We start from the raw sequence: 14,292 nt of genomic DNA, 5'->3' as shown, positions 1-14,292 counted from the left end.
TCGGAGTTCGGAGTTCGGAGTTCGGAGTTCGGAGTTCGGAGTTCGGAGTTCGGAGTTCGGAGTTCGGAGTTCGGAGTTCGGAGTTCGGAGTTCGGAGTTCGGAGTTCGGAGTTCGGAGTTCGGAGTTCGGAGCGGCATCATGGAGGTTAGGTGCGAGTGTCAACCTTAGATTTACCGCCAAGTCCTCTTAATCTGTGTAATCTGTGGACGTTTTCTCTTTTCTGCGTTCTTCTGCGGGTTCTGCGGATGATTCTGTTTTCCCGCCGTGTGAGCGTGACCCTCGGGGGAGATCGGACCCGGTTCTACGACGCCTCCGAACTCCGACCTCCGAGCTCCGACCTCATCACCAGCCCAGAACCCAGGCGAAGATCAGCGGCGCGACGATCGTTGCGTCGGATTCGATCACAAATTTCGGAGTTTCCAACGACAATTTGCCCCACGTGATTTTCTCGTTGGGCACGGCCCCCGAGTACGACCCGTAACTCGTGGTGGAATCGCTGATCTGGCAAAAATAACCCCAGCGCGGGACGTTTGCCCGTTGCAGATCCTGGTGCAGCATCGGCACCACGCAGATCGGAAAATCGCCGGCAATACCGCCGCCGATCTGGAAAAAGCCGATTGAGCCCTGCTCCGACGTTCCGGTGTACCAGCCGGCGAGCTCGATCATGTACTCAATCCCGGTTCGCACCGTGTGCACATTCTTGACGTCGCCCGTGATGCAATGGCCCGCATACATGTTGCCCAGGGTCGAATCCTCCCAGCCGGGGACAAACATGGGCAGGTTCTTCTCCATGGCGGCGTATAACCAGCTGTTCCGCAGTTCGATCTGGTAGGATGGCTTGAGCCGATTGTCCCGGAGGATAGCGTACATGAATTCGTGAGGAAACAACCGGCGACCCTCACGATCGGCGGCGACCCATTCCGCCAGGACCGCTTTTTCGATCCGGCGCATCGCTTCAGCTTCCGGGATGCAGGTGTCGGTGACGCGGTTAAGGTGCTGGTCGAGCAGCGCCTGCTCGTCCCGGGCCGTCAGTTCCCGCCAGTTGGGAATTCGCCGGTAATGATCGTGCGCGACCAGATTGAAAATGTCCTCTTCAAGATTTGCACCGGTACAACAGATGCCGTGCACCTTGTCCTGGCGAATCATCTCCGCCAGCGAGAGGCCGAGTTCCGCCGTGCTCATCGCCCCGGCGACGGTGATAAGCATCTTGCCGCCCGTCTCCACGTGCTTCGCATAAGCCTGGGCGGCCTCCTTCAGCGTAGCCGCGTTGAAATGGCGGTAATGGTGGGCGATGAACTCAGAAATCGATTTCATGTCACAGGGCAGGTTAGAGCGAACGGCCCCGCGAATTTAGCAGGAATGTGAGGTAATCAACTGCTTTCTCCGGCTTCGGGTTGAACCCTTCGGGAAAGCGCGTTGAATGCCAGGGTGACGAATCGTTTGCAGCCCGCCTGGCTTGCCGGCTTGGGAGCCGTGCTGAGTTTGGGCAGCGTTGTCTGGTCATCTCGCGCCCCGGCGCAGACCGCGAGTCCGGGGACGGCAGACGGCCGGGACGCGTTGAGGTTGCAAGGAGAAATGCTGTTCGAGACCCGTTGTTTCGTGTGTCACGGCCGGGGAGGGAAGGGGGACGGGCCGGCTGCAGTCGGTCTGGGCGCAAACCCCCGGGACTTTACCGATCCCCGGTGGCAGCAGGCGACGTCGAATGCGAAAATTCAGAGAGTGATCAAGCAAGGCGGGCAGTCGGTCGGTGAGAGCAGCGCGATGCCGCCCAACGCTGACCTGAGCGACGCCCAGGTGGATGCCTTAACCGTTTTTCTGCGTAGTTTGAAAGCCTTATGAAACGCCCTTTCGCCGTCCTCATCCTGGCACTCTTCCCGTCGGTATGGCCGGGCACCGCGGGCTGCGCCGAGACCTTACCGCTCCGCCTGACCGGCGGATGGGTGCAGGCCGTGCCGCCATCGGCGGCAGCGTCCGTCGCTTTCGTCCGAATCGCTAATGCCACCGGCGAAACCTTTGAGCTGGCCGGCGCCCGGACGGGGCTTGCCGAAACGGTCGAAACCATGGTCACGACCCGGGATGCCAAAGGGATGAGCGGGATGAAATCCGTGCCGGCGCTGACGATTCCGGCGCACGGTGAACTCGTTCTCCAACCGGGCGGCGATCATTTGATGCTAATGAACTTACGCCGGCACCCGAACCCCGGGGAGAAGGTAACGTTGACTCTGATCATCAACCCGGGCCATCAGGAGATGGAGGCAACCCTGCCGGTTCTGCGCCAGGCCCCTAAACCAAACGACAACGCAAATGAACACAACCCTGAGCACCGATAACCCCGTAAACCCGGCATACAGGCCGAGAGGCTGGCGTCTCTGGATCGTCGCGGCGACCTTGGCGGTAGCGGTCGTGATCTCCGTGTTGTGGGGCGCCAGACACAAGGCTCAGGAAGGCTTTTTCGGACTGCGGCTCTTCCCCGCCAAGGATGCCTACAACTTCACGCTCACCGACCAGAACGGCCGTCCCTTCCAGCTATCGTCGCTGCGGGGCAAGGTAGTATTGTTCGCCTTCGGTTTCACGCACTGCCCGAATCTTTGCCCCACCACGCTGTCCGATCTCGCCTCGGTCTACCACGCCTTGTCGCCGCGCGAGCAAAGCCGGGTGCGAATTCTGTTCATCAGCGTTGACCCGCAGCGCGATACCCCTCAGGCAATGCAGCAGTACGTGCCCTATTTCGACCCGAACATCGTGGGGCTGACCGGCCCGAAAACGGAGATCGACCACACGGTGCAGGCTTACGGCGCAAGTTATGAGATCGACCACAAACCGGGAGACGAGCCCGGCGTTTATTTCGTGAACCACTCAACCTTTACCTACCTGGTCAATCCTCAGGGCAAGGTGGAGCTCATCTACGACTACGATAAACTTCAGGACACCGCCAAATTGAAGGTCGACATCGAACGGGTGCTTGACGAGCCGGGAAACTAACCTGACTTCCTGTGACCGGGGACCGGCGCCCGCGTCCGGCGTACGTCACTCGATGAAGCGCCCGTTGCGCTGCATCCAGGCCGTCACGATCAGCAGCGCCAGCGACAGTGTAAGCAGGACCAGGGCAAAGCGGTGCGCCATCCCGTAATCGAGGTTCTGTACGGCGTCGTAGAGCGCAATCGACGCCACCCGGGTTTGGCCGGGAATATTGCCGCCCACCAGGAGGACTACCCCGAATTCGCCGACGGTGTGCGCGAACGCCAAAGTCGCCCCGACCAACAGCCCGCGCGCGGCCAGCGGTACCCGTACGAACACGAATACCTGCCAGGGGCTTGCCTCCAGCGAAGCCGCCTCCAGCACCGTAGCTGGTACCCCGCGGAGCGCCGCCTGAAACGGCTGCACCGCGAAAGGCAGGCTGTAGAGCACGGAACCGAACACGATCCCTTCGAATGAGAAGCTGAGCGGATGCCCGAACCACCGGCGCCAGATCGAACCCGGAAAATGGCTCGGTGCCAGGAAGATCAGGAGATAAAAGCCGAGCACGGTGGGAGGAAGAACGATCGGCAGACTCACGATGGCTTCCAACAACACGGCAAATCGGCCGGAGCGCCGGTTCAGCCAGGCGGCTAACGGGATCCCCAGCGCAACCAGAATGGCGGTGGTTATGCCCGCCAGACGAAGGGTCAACCCGAGTTCCTGCCACAAATCTCCCCACATGCGCTCATCGCGGCGAATTTGGCTGGTCTCCCACCGGTGGTTTGAAACCGTATTTGTCGAATATGCCGCGCGCAGCCGTTGACCGGAGAAACTCAAGGTATGCTTTGGCAACCGCTTTTTCAGAGCCATGCCGGGTGATCACGGCCGCTTGGTTCAACGGCGGATAGAGCCGGTCGTCTACCTCGGCGTACTTGCCGGTCCCGCCAAGCCGCGGTGAAAGCACCAGCGCAAGCGCAACCAGGCCCACGTCGGCGTTCTGCGTCTCAACGTACTGCAGCGTCTGCGCGATGTTTTCTCCGACCACCAGCCGGGGCTGAATTTCATCCCAAAGACCGGCCTTCTGCAGCGCGGCCTTTGCCGCCCGGCCGTAAGGGGCATGTTCGGGGTTTGCAATCGCCACCTTCTGCACCGTGCGCGTGTCCCGAAGGGCCTCCAGGCCGCGCGTCAGGTCGACGGCTTGCGGTTTGTTCGTCCACAAAACCAATCTGCCTGATCCATAGATAAACACGCTGTCCGGGATGGCGTCTCCGCTCTTGATCAGCTCCTGCGGGTAGTGGAGATCGGCAGACAGGAAAACGTCAAAAGGCGCCCCATTCTGAATCTGGGCGAAAAAGTTGCCGCTGGAACCGGTGGAAAGCCGGACCTCCACACCGGCATGCTGACCCTGAAAAGCCTGGTCCACTTCCGGAAGACAATAAGTCAGATCGGCCGCTGCGGCTACCGTCAGCGTCTCCGTGCGCGCCGGTACGATCATCAGCACTAACAGAAACCGCAGGCAGAGCAACGCGAGGAATCGCGCCCGGAACCGGGGACCGCCGGGCCACGGCCGGGAAAACGCCGCCGTTACTCGAGTAATTCGAACGTTTCGGCTCATCGTCCGAGTGTCGAGGGTCAGGTGCCGGGTGTCGAGCAAAGTTCGGTCACACGGCGGCCACGGCGGCTAAACGCGGGCACAACGACAGAGTTCACACGGCGAGCCACGGCGACCACGGCGGGAAGAGGGGGAAGAAGTTCGGGGTTCGGAGTTTGGAGTTCGGAGCGGAGGCGGCGCCGCGCTCGCACCGGGTGAGGGGATTCGCGGCGGACACGGAAAACGCGGAAACGGTCCAGGATCCGGACTTACGGGTTTTGAGGCGTGGGATGAAAAGTGATTGCTGAACGGTACGCACGGCATCTCCGAACGCCGAACGCCGAACTCTACCTGTCACTCGCCGGTTGCACGGTTTCGACCCTGGTTGTACAGAGGCACCATGGACGGCAAAAGCGTGTGCGGTTGGCTGATTGCCATCGTAGCAGGAGCGAGTGCGGTGTTGGCTCAAGACAAAGGTTCTGTTGCCACCAGGGACCTCGAAGCCATTAAGGCGCAGTTGAAGGCGCAGCAAGAACGGATCGACAAACTATCCCAGCAGGTTAACAAACTTAATGACGCGATCAGACAGCAACGGCCGGCGACCCCACCACCTCCACCTCCACCTCCGCCGGCGCCGCCCGCCCCTGCCGTCGCGGCTTCGCCCACCCCAAACGCAAGTACCAACGCCGGCGCCGCTGCGCCTGCAACGGTCGGCGTCGAAAGGGCGCTTCCAGTCGAGCCCGCCAATACGCGGACGCATACCGTGGCACGGGGTGAAACGCTGACGCAGATCGCCAAGCAGTTCGGTGTTACGGTCGAGGACATCGAGCATCTTAACAAGATCGGGGATGCCAAAAAACTGCAGGCGGGCCAGACCATCAAGATTCCGCCGCCGGCCAATTCCGCCAACCCGGCGCAGTCGCCCAGTCCGGCGGATCAACCGTGACTCCCGGTGTAACCTGCGGGAGGGAGTTGCTTTCTTGGTCCGAAACCGGTAGGTTTGCGCCATGCCCGAAAGGACGCAAAAACCACCAGCACCTGCTCCTTGGGAACCAAAACAGGGGGGCGGCGACGGTCCCCGTTCGCCTGATGTTTCCAAGCCCGACACCAAAGATCTTCTCAAGCGCATGCGCAAGGTTGATCCAAACCAAAGCAAGCGCTACCGCCAACGTACCGGTCAGTAATCGGAATGGATTTTTCGCAACGCCCTGAGGGCGCTCCGCGGGACTTCCCGTCCCTGCTGCGAAGCCAGGGTTGGCTGCCGTCCGTTCCGCCGGCGGTGCAACGGACGGCCGCTGCTCCCGTTGAGGTCCAGGCAACCACCATCCTGGCGTTTAAATTCCGTGATGGCGTGCTGGTCGCCGGGGACCGGCGCGCGACGGCCGGCAATATCGTCATGTATGACCGGGCCGACAAAGTCCTGGAAATCGACCGCGCTTCGGTGATGGCCATCGCCGGTTCGCCGGCCACGGCCTGGGAAATGGCGCGCATTCTGGAGCATTCTTTCCAGTTTTACCGGCGCAGCCAGTTGCAGGAAATGAGTGTGGAGGGCAAGGTGCGCGCCTTGTCAAAGTTGCTGCGCGAAAACCTCGGCATGGTCATGCAGGGAGTCGGCGTGGTCGTACCGCTGTTTGCCACTTATGACTCCGGAAGCGCCGATCCCGCCAAGGTCTATTTTTATGACGCGATGGGCGCTCAGTTCGAAGCCGCCGATTACGCATCCAGCGGTTCAGGGTCGCCCGCGGTCCGCAGCGTGCTTTATTACCAGAACCGATGGGGTTCCAAACGCGTCCGGGAACTTGACGAGGAAAGCTCGATTCGTCTGGCGCTGCAGGCCTTGGACACCGCGGCGGAGGCCGATACGGCGACCGGCGGGGTGGATCGATCCGGGAAAATTTACCCGATCATCAAAACCATCAATGAGAAGGGTATTACCACCGTTTCCGACTCGCGGTTAAGCGAGCTTTACCAGTTTGGCAATGCATGATTGATGAACCGTTCCGTTGGGTAGAAGCGATCGCCAACCGGCGCGAATACATCGAAAATGAGCTTTCGCCCGGCAGCCCCACGATCGGAATAAGCTACCCGGAAGGGCAGCTGCTTCTGACGTTTGGCCGGGATCGGCGCAAAATATTCGAGGTTTATGACCGGATCGCGATGGGCGCCGTGGGTCACCCGGGCGACATCGAACGGCTGCGCATGAGCGCCATCGAGTTGGCCAGCGGTGAGGGTTTTACCCGATCTTCCGCAGACGTCTCGTTGCGCAGAATGGTCACTTATTCTTTCAGCCCGGCGTTGAAGCAGGCTTTCGAACAGATTTACGGCGCGCCGTACCTGGCCCGCGTGTTGTTCGCCGAAGTCGGTGAAACGCAGGAAACCGACCTGTTTATCCGCCTTGATTACGATGGTACCATCAAGGCGAGTAACATGGGCATCGGATCGCGGCGAGAATGGTTCGGTATCATCGCGGGAACCAAACGGGCAGCCCAGCAGGTCGAGACTTATCTGCAGGGCCTGTCGCCGGCACAGTCCTTTGAGGACGCAGTTGAATTCGCCGTCAGAGCTTGGGGCGTAGGCCTTTTCAGCGCAGACGAAGACCACCAGGAATTGCCGGATGCCGATTCGCTGCGTGCATTTCTCGGTGAAAACCTTCCTAAGTACACCCCCGAGGCTGCCGTGCTGGAGAGAAAAGCGCGGGTGACTTTTGCCCCGGTGTCATTCAGCGAGCTTGAAAAGGTGGTTGCGCGTTTCTGCGCCTGAGGAATCTTTGGGGAAGGTAAAAACCCGTGGGATGCGCGCAAAAGGCAGAGCGGGGTGGCGGCAATGGTCGCTGCGGTTAGCCCCGTGGCTCGGGGCCGTTTTGGTTATCTCCGTTGTCTGGTGCGTTTTATGGCCCGAGTTGCCGGGGCCGTTTGAAGCACCGGTGTCGCCGCCGGCGCCGGTTCACCAGTTGCCGGCAGGATTCGACACCGTCATAATCGATCCCGGTCACGGAGGTAATGACACCGGGGCTTCGGCCCACGGATTGCAGGAGAAAAAGATCAGCCTCGACCTGGCGCGCCGGCTTGCCGTCGAGTTGCGCAACCTGGGCTTTACGGTGGTGCTGACCCGTGACGACGATACCTACGTTTCGTTGCCGGACCGGATAAAATTCGCCCAATCTGTGCCGGGCGCGATCTTTGTCAGCCTCCACTGCAACTACGCGCACAACGCAAGTGCCCGCGGCTTTCAGATTTACCACGCTGAAACCAAGAGCCCGGCCTTTCCGGCAACCGTGGTGCAAACTTCTGCAGGTTTGGAGGCGCTGGCCATCTCCGAGGCGCAACTCGCCGGTGCAATCAAGAATAGCCTTGGTGAGACTTTGCGGTGCGATCATCATGAAATAAGAACCGCTAACTTTTTTGTGCTTCGCAACCTCGACATGCCTGCGTTGCTGATCGAGTGCGGATTTCTGACCAATCCCGAGGATGCAAAGGCGCTCACGGATCCCGCCTTTCGGACGAAGCTGACCGGAGCGATCGCGAAGGGAATCGCTCTCTATCGCTCGAGCGTGTCGGTGGCGGCGGTGCCGGAAGCAATCACGGTTGGGGATCATCCCGGCAAGGCGGGAGAGTCTTTATGAAATTACACGTCTTTTTGGTGTGCTGGTTAGGGTTGGTCACCCTCTCATGCGCGGATGATGTCACGCGCACGCTTCAGCAGAAGCTGAAAGACCAGGGTTTTTATTACGGCGAGGTGACCGGGCAGAACAGCTCTGAAACCGCCGCCGCGCTTCGTCGTTACCAGATCCGGTATGGCTTGCGGGTGACCGGCGAGGCTGATACCGAAACCTTGCGGTCGCTCGGGGTAGGGGGGAATGCCGGATCGCCTGCGGCCGGCCGCACCCCGTCCAGGGGTTGGAATCAAGTCATGCCGGAACCGCCTCCGGTTGAAAAAGCGCCGCCGGTCGCCGGTCATACTCCCTCCAAGCCTCCGAGTCACGCCGTTGCGTCCCCGTCCCCGGTCAAGAAAACACCGCCCGCGACCAGTAACAGTAACCCTCCGGCGTCTGCAAACCGGAGCGTGCGAAGTGTGCCGGCGCCCGCTCCCGTTGATCGGGGCGACGACGCCCGTGAGCCTGATCGCGGCGATTCGGACCGGGACCGCGACCAACGCTACAATGGCGACCGGCCGGATGATCCGTACGAGGCACCGGCGGAGCGGCCCGAAGCCGGCGAACGCGCCGTCCCTGCCGTGCCCCCGTCCGATGATTCCGGCGATTATGAATTCGGTTGGACCGCGTCTGGATCATTTCTCGCCGGTTCCGTGTATGAGCGGGCACCGCGACAGGTGCAGCGAAATGTAATCTACACCGTCCAGGTGCTCCTGGGCCGGCGCGGCGTTTACCGCGGCGACGTAAATGGTATGCCGGGACGGGCCATATCGGAAGCTGTCGCAGTGTTTCAACAGGACGAAGGGCTGCCGGTGACCGGCCGGCTCGATCAAGAGACGCTTAGAGAATTGCACGCCCTTCCGGGGCAGCGAAATGGTCCCTCGGCGCGAGACGCCCAATATACTCTGCCGCCGCCTCAGGAAGACCGGCGGGTTTACCGTGGCATCTGGATCAACCGGTAGCGGGTAACGAGTAACGGGTAACGGGTAACGAGTAACGGGTAACGGGTAGCGGGTAACGAGTCGCGGGTGTCGGGTGTCGGGTGCCGGGTCATACGGCGGGCACGGCGATTTGGCGGGCACCACGTAAGAGTTCACACGGCGAACACGGCGGAAGGAAGAATGCCACCGATGAGGGCTGCGGGTTGGGCACGCCGGGAATCTACGCCGTCTTTGCCCCGGAGCGGCGGTTGGCGGTAGCCGGGAACTTTAGTGCCAAGTCCTCTCGCCGCCGCTCCGGGGCAAAGACGGCGTACTTCTTGCCAAGTGCCGAATGCAGGGTCGGGGCCAAGTAACCCCCTCTTCCCGCCGTGTTCGCCGTGGCTCGCCGTGTTCGCCGTGTGAACTCTTACGTTGCGCCCGCCACACCCGCTGCGGCCGCCGTGTGCCAAAATCGTGCTTGCGCGGACCGGTATCCTGCCGTTCCGTTTGCGGCGGGATGGACATTCGCATCGAGGGGTTAGGAGAGTGTCAGTTTTTTTCGCCGTTGCGGTACCGGCATTTTGGAGCGGAAACTTTCAAAACGGATGTCCATCGTGTTCTGTACGACGACTCCCTTGAGAACGTCTCTCACATTTTCGACAAGGGTGAGACCCCGTTGAGTTTCGAGCTTGCCGGTCCGCGTGAGCGGATCTTTTTCGATCCTCCGAAGACCACGGCTGCCATCGTGACATGCGGCGGCTTATGCCCGGGACTCAACGACGTCATCCGCGGCATCGTCATGGAATTGTACTCAGGCTACGGCGTCACCCGCATTTACGGCATCCGGTACGGTTACCAGGGATTGATTCCGCTCTACGGCCACATCCCCCTGACGCTGCGGCCGGATTCGGTTTCGACGATCCATAATTTTGGCGGCACGATCCTGGGAAGCTCGCGCGGCGGCCAGAGCGTCGGCGAAATGGTCGATCATCTTGAAGAACTCGGGGTCGATATCCTTTTTATCATCGGCGGCGACGGTACGATGAAAGGAGGCGTGTCGATCAATGAGGAGATCCGCCGCAGGGGCCTGCGTAAAAGCGTTATCGGCATTCCAAAAACGATCGATAACGATATTATGTACCTCGACAAGAGCTTCGGTTTCGAGACCGCCTTTGCCGAAGCCGTGAAAGCGATCTCATGCGCGCACGTTGAGGCGATCGGCGCGGTCAACGGGGTCGGCCTTGTCAAGCTGATGGGCCGCGATTCCGGGTTCATTGCCTCTTTCGCTGCGCTGGCCGGGCAGCACGTAAACTTTTGCCTGATCCCGGAAGTGCCGTTTCATCTGGATGGGGAATGCGGTCTGCTTGGCTTGCTGCGCCACCGGTTGATAAAGCGTAATCACGCGCTGATCGTCGTGGCGGAAGGCGCCGGTCAGGACCTCATAAAGCAAGACACCGAAACGGCTCGAACCGACGCCTCCGGCAACCGGCGCCTCGGGGATGTCGGATTATTCCTGCGCGACCGGATTACGGAGTACCTGACCTCGCTTCGAATGGAGGTAAACCTGAAATACATTGACCCGAGCTACACGATCCGAAGCGTGCCGGCCTCGCCTCAGGACAACGTCTATTGTTCGCGCCTGGCTCAGAACGCGGTACACGCCGCGATGAGCGGACGGACAAACATGCTCATCGGGCGATGGCACGGCTCGTTCGTTCACATCCCCTTGCAAATGATCACTCAGGGGCGCAGGCGGGTCGATCCCCATGGCGATCTCTGGCAATCGGTGCTGGCAAAGACGGGACAGCCGGCGTGGATGGCCTGACCCGGCGGCGCCACCAAGCCCGTCCGGACGGCCGAAGGGCCGTCCGCTCAGAACGCGAGGCAGCCCCACGCTGAAGCTGGGGCCGCCGGTCCCGTTTGAGCTGGTTAAAGGTTCTACTCGCTCAGACGCAGGTCCGCCGGTTGCACGAAGGATGCCGTCAGCGCCGTTGCCGGCGAGATCGCGCGCGCCAACGCCGCAGGGTTGGTGCCTGCCGGCCAGATCCGCCTGCTGCCGTCGTGGGCCGAATAGCAGAAAAAGGTGTGGTGAAGGTTGAAGACGAGGTAATGACGGACCGTATTGCCCGGAAGGAGACGCACTTCAAGCACGCGCTTCCAAATCGGTGCAGGCAGTTCATCGTGCGCCGCCACGACAAAGCGGGTCGCCGCATCCAAATGGTATGCCGCCGCCGGAGCGAGGCCGCTGAAACCCAGGAGGGCTGCCAGAATTAGCCGGATTCGCATAAGAGGTCGGGCCGATCAGTTCGCGGCAAGGTGCCGGTTGCCGGCGTTGTCTTCGACAAACCAGCCCGAACGGGCCAGTGGATCCACGAGGCGCGCCAACCGGTCTGCGTCCCGCTCAGTGGTCGCGATCTGGCGCGTGCCGTACGCGCTGTCGAAGGCGGTGAGCATGCCATCGCCGCGACTGTAAACCAGGTAAACGTGCTGTAACGAGCTCTGCCCGTATCGGACGACCAGAAGCCGGTTCCACGTGGAGGGCGGCAGGGAAAACTGGGCCTTTGCAGCCACGATCAAACAATCGTTTGCAACGTAACTATCGCCCAGCCCCGCGCAGCCGGCCAGAGACGCCACCAACAGAACCGCCGCGGCGGCGACGCTGCATCGGATACGGGTCTGACAAAACGCTAACTTCATAACCGGTAAATTTTTTTTCGATAAATTCCCTAACGGCGGTGGCGTAACGGAATTTATTGAAAATATGGTAAATTTAAACTCCTCGCCGCGTGCCCTGTCGGGCCGTCCACAAAAATTTCTCGCCCCGGTCGCCTTGCCCGGGCCCAGGTGTCAATCCCGGAACGCCCGCCTGAAAAGACGGCCCGCCGTCCGTCCGGAACCATCCGCCTCGCGCCTGGCGACTCACCCGTTCGGGTACGTCAGCCAAGGCGCATTTCTGCGTTAAATAGAATGAGAGGCGACTCGCATGAGGATCTTGTTCTTTTTAGCAATGGTAGTTATCGGCGTCAGCGTGGAGTGCCCGGCGCTCGCGGCCGATAAGGAAGTGATTATTAACCTTACCCAACAGGCTGCGTACCTGTTGCAGAATCGTCAGGTGGTGCTGGAGTCGCCGATTTCTTCCGGGCGCGACGGCTGGCGCACCCCCACCGGGCACTTCCATGTGCTCGCCAAGGATGCATCTCACGAGTCGGGTAGTTTCGGCTCGATCAGGGATGGCGGCGGGCGCGCGGTTAACTCGAGTGCAACCCCGGCTTCCTATGTGCCGCCCGGCTGCAGGTACGTGCCTGCACCGATGCCGTACTTCATCGAGTTTGCTCCCAAGGTCGGCATGCATGCGGGCTACCTTCCCGGCGTGCCGGCCTCGCATGGGTGTGTGCGGATGCCTCGTGACCTCGCGGCCCAGTTCTTTGCCGCGGTCCCGGTCGGGACCCCGGTCTATGTGACCGGCGATTCCCGGCAGGTCAGCCGTCTGCGCCGGGCCATGCCGCTTTATGCGAATCAGCGTTATACCTACCGCAGCCGGGGTTATGCCGCTACCATTGGCACCGGTTGGCGCTGAGGTGACGCCGGCCCGCACTGATTCCGCCGCGCGCGGGACGTAATTTTTACATCGCTTTTTTTTGCGCCGAAGACCGGCTGCTGGTAGGGATGCCATCAGGCCGGCCTCCGCGGTGGGCACGATGAACCATCCGGCAGGCCGTCTTTCTCGATCTATGGCGAAAAAGATTAAGCTGGTCATCTGGAGTCTGGGGGTTGCAGGCATCTATGCCCTTTGGCGCGGGGCTGAGCGAAACCGGTTGCAAATTGCCAACCTGACCATTCCCCGGGGCCGGAAAATCGTGATCCTTGGGGCCGGCTTCGGCGGCAGAAATGTCGCCCTTGAACTGGCGCGGCTGCTGCCGGAACCGGACGACGGCGACATCACGGTCGTGGACGAAAATCCATTTCTTCTGTTCACGCCGATGCTTACGGAAGCAGCCGGTGGTGAACTGGATACCCACCATATCGTCAGCCCGGCCGTTCATCTGCCCAGGCGCGTTCGCTTTGAGCAAGGCCGCATTGACGCGATCGATTTGAAGGAGAAACGCGTCACCTTGACGATTGGTAACCCGGCCGAGGGGGTCCCGGAATCGGAACGTACGCTTTCGGCCGACCAGCTCGTCATTGCGCTGGGATCGACGACGAACTTTCACGATATCCCGGGACTCGAGCAGCACTCGTTAACGATGAAACGTTTGCAGGACGCCGCCGCCGTGCGTACCCGGGTGCTTGCACTGCTCGAACGCGCAGACGAAGAGCCGGACGCGGAGGCCCGGCGCCCGTTTTTGACTTTTGTCGTCGGCGGGGGCGGATTCACGGGAGTCGAAACGATGGCGGCTATAAATGACCTCGTCCGGGAACAAGTCGGCAGGTATCGAAATGTCGACCCCAAGGACGTCCGCACCCTCCTTGTCCACCCGGGTGACCGCCTCCTGCCCGAGTTGGGTCCCGACCTTGCCGCGTACGCGCAACGCAAGCTTCAGGAACGCGGCGTTGAAGTCATGCTAAACACGAGAATTGCCGGCGCCGGGGAAGGCTACGTCGAGCTCGAGGGTAACCGCCGGATCCCGGCTTACCTGCTGATCTGGGCCGCCGGCGTGAAACCCAGCCCGGTGATCGAGAAGATAGACTGCCGGCGCGGGCGCCATGGCGGTATCGTCGTAGACGCATCCTGTGCGGTGCCGGATCACCCGGGGGTGTGGGCCCTGGGCGATTGCGCCGAAATTCCGCACCCGGACGGACAGGGCACTTACGCGCCTACCGCACAGAACGCGACCCGCGAAGGGACGCTGGTGGCGCGGAATATCGCCGCCACTCTGCAAGGTGAGCGCCCGCAGCCGTTCCGTTTCCAGCCGCTCGGCGAACTGGCTTTGGTCGGCAAGCGCACCGGGGTCGCCCGGCTCCATAACCTCCATTTTTCAGGCCTCCTCGCCTGGGCCATGTGGCGCGCCGTCTATTGGGCGAAAATGCCGGACGTGAGGCAGCGGGTTCGTATTCTGCTGGACTGGGTGCTTGATCTCGTCCTGGGACGCGACGTCGTCGCCGAGACGGCTCCGGCCGTTCCTCCAACGCCACGGACGGATGGCAAATCGCCGCCGGCAGGTTAATCCGC

Annotated in this window: 17 protein-coding genes; 12 read left to right on the top strand and 5 right to left on the bottom strand. The window is 61.4% G+C overall.

Annotated elements, in window-relative coordinates; genetic code table 11:
- Positions 1 to 343 precede the first annotated feature (343 nt).
- Entirely contained in the window at positions 344 to 1,315 is a 972-nt protein-coding gene (locus JO015_17020; GenBank protein MBW0000801.1) for a deoxyhypusine synthase family protein, read from the bottom strand.
- 114 nt (positions 1,316 to 1,429) lie between these two features.
- Here JO015_17020 and JO015_17015 point away from each other — a divergent pair, with 114 nt between their 5' ends.
- Genes JO015_17015 through JO015_17005 form a run of 3 tightly spaced genes read left to right on the top strand, consistent with a single transcriptional unit; the run spans position 1,430 to position 2,983 of the window.
- Complete coding sequence (locus JO015_17015; protein ID MBW0000800.1) at positions 1,430 to 1,840, top strand: cytochrome c; 411 nt, start codon at positions 1,430 to 1,432, stop codon at positions 1,838 to 1,840.
- Entirely contained in the window at positions 1,837 to 2,331 is a 495-nt protein-coding gene (locus JO015_17010) for a copper chaperone PCu(A)C (GenBank protein ID MBW0000799.1), read from the top strand. Before JO015_17015 ends, JO015_17010 begins: the two co-directional genes overlap by 4 nt.
- On the top strand, positions 2,306 to 2,983 hold the full coding sequence (locus JO015_17005; GenBank protein ID MBW0000798.1) for an SCO family protein: 678 nt from the start codon (positions 2,306 to 2,308) through the stop codon (positions 2,981 to 2,983). The genes JO015_17010 and JO015_17005 overlap by 26 nt, the downstream gene beginning before the upstream one ends.
- Positions 2,984 to 3,028: 45 nt before the next feature.
- On the opposite strand, the gene modB is transcribed toward JO015_17005, so the two are convergent.
- Complete coding sequence (gene modB / locus JO015_17000) at positions 3,029 to 3,700, bottom strand: molybdate ABC transporter permease subunit (protein ID MBW0000797.1); 672 nt, start codon at positions 3,698 to 3,700, stop codon at positions 3,029 to 3,031.
- Positions 3,701 to 3,704: 4 nt separating this feature from the next.
- Positions 3,705 to 4,454, bottom strand: a complete 750-nt coding sequence (gene modA, locus JO015_16995; protein ID MBW0000796.1) for a molybdate ABC transporter substrate-binding protein — start codon at positions 4,452 to 4,454, stop codon at positions 3,705 to 3,707.
- Between the two features lie 496 nt (positions 4,455 to 4,950).
- Here modA and JO015_16990 point away from each other — a divergent pair, with 496 nt between their 5' ends.
- The 7 genes from JO015_16990 (at position 4,951) to JO015_16960 (ending at position 10,947) form a co-directional block, all read left to right on the top strand.
- Complete coding sequence (locus tag JO015_16990; GenBank protein ID MBW0000795.1) at positions 4,951 to 5,496, top strand: LysM peptidoglycan-binding domain-containing protein; 546 nt, start codon at positions 4,951 to 4,953, stop codon at positions 5,494 to 5,496.
- 61 nt (positions 5,497 to 5,557) lie between these two features.
- Positions 5,558 to 5,734 carry a ubiquitin-like protein UBact gene (locus JO015_16985; protein ID MBW0000794.1) on the top strand — a complete coding sequence of 59 codons (177 nt, stop codon included), beginning with the start codon at positions 5,558 to 5,560 and terminating at the stop codon, positions 5,732 to 5,734.
- Between the two features lie 5 nt (positions 5,735 to 5,739).
- Complete coding sequence (locus tag JO015_16980; GenBank protein MBW0000793.1) at positions 5,740 to 6,537, top strand: proteasome subunit alpha; 798 nt, start codon at positions 5,740 to 5,742, stop codon at positions 6,535 to 6,537.
- Positions 6,534 to 7,310: a proteasome subunit alpha gene (locus JO015_16975; protein MBW0000792.1), complete on the top strand. Its 777-nt coding sequence runs from the start codon at positions 6,534 to 6,536 to the stop codon at positions 7,308 to 7,310. Before JO015_16980 ends, JO015_16975 begins: the two co-directional genes overlap by 4 nt.
- A gap of 31 nt (positions 7,311 to 7,341) precedes the next feature.
- Positions 7,342 to 8,172: an N-acetylmuramoyl-L-alanine amidase gene (locus JO015_16970; protein ID MBW0000791.1), complete on the top strand. Its 831-nt coding sequence runs from the start codon at positions 7,342 to 7,344 to the stop codon at positions 8,170 to 8,172.
- Complete coding sequence (locus JO015_16965; GenBank protein ID MBW0000790.1) at positions 8,169 to 9,164, top strand: peptidoglycan-binding protein; 996 nt, start codon at positions 8,169 to 8,171, stop codon at positions 9,162 to 9,164. The genes JO015_16970 and JO015_16965 overlap by 4 nt, the downstream gene beginning before the upstream one ends.
- A gap of 475 nt (positions 9,165 to 9,639) precedes the next feature.
- A complete protein-coding gene (locus JO015_16960) occupies positions 9,640 to 10,947 on the top strand; it encodes an ATP-dependent 6-phosphofructokinase (protein ID MBW0000789.1) in 1,308 nt (435 codons plus the stop codon).
- A gap of 113 nt (positions 10,948 to 11,060) precedes the next feature.
- Here the strand turns inward: JO015_16960 and JO015_16955 are convergent, their stop codons facing one another.
- Both JO015_16955 and JO015_16950 read right to left on the bottom strand, forming a co-directional pair.
- Positions 11,061 to 11,408 carry a hypothetical protein gene (locus tag JO015_16955; protein MBW0000788.1) on the bottom strand — a complete coding sequence of 116 codons (348 nt, stop codon included), beginning with the start codon at positions 11,406 to 11,408 and terminating at the stop codon, positions 11,061 to 11,063.
- Positions 11,409 to 11,423: 15 nt separating this feature from the next.
- Positions 11,424 to 11,819, bottom strand: a complete 396-nt coding sequence (locus tag JO015_16950) for a hypothetical protein (protein ID MBW0000787.1) — start codon at positions 11,817 to 11,819, stop codon at positions 11,424 to 11,426.
- 310 nt (positions 11,820 to 12,129) lie between these two features.
- On the opposite strand from JO015_16950, the gene JO015_16945 reads away from it, so the two are divergent.
- Together JO015_16945 and JO015_16940 are read left to right on the top strand one after the other, a co-directional pair.
- Positions 12,130 to 12,699: a L,D-transpeptidase gene (locus JO015_16945; protein ID MBW0000786.1), complete on the top strand. Its 570-nt coding sequence runs from the start codon at positions 12,130 to 12,132 to the stop codon at positions 12,697 to 12,699.
- A gap of 154 nt (positions 12,700 to 12,853) precedes the next feature.
- Entirely contained in the window at positions 12,854 to 14,287 is a 1,434-nt protein-coding gene (locus tag JO015_16940; GenBank protein MBW0000785.1) for an NAD(P)/FAD-dependent oxidoreductase, read from the top strand.
- Positions 14,288 to 14,292 lie beyond the last annotated feature (5 nt).

This window comes from Verrucomicrobiota bacterium (assembly GCA_019247695.1).
Lineage (GTDB): Bacteria > Verrucomicrobiota > Verrucomicrobiia > Chthoniobacterales > JAFAMB01 > JAFBAP01.
The sequence above is the reverse complement of the archived record's forward strand: the minus strand, read 5'-3'. Positions and strand labels throughout refer to the sequence as shown.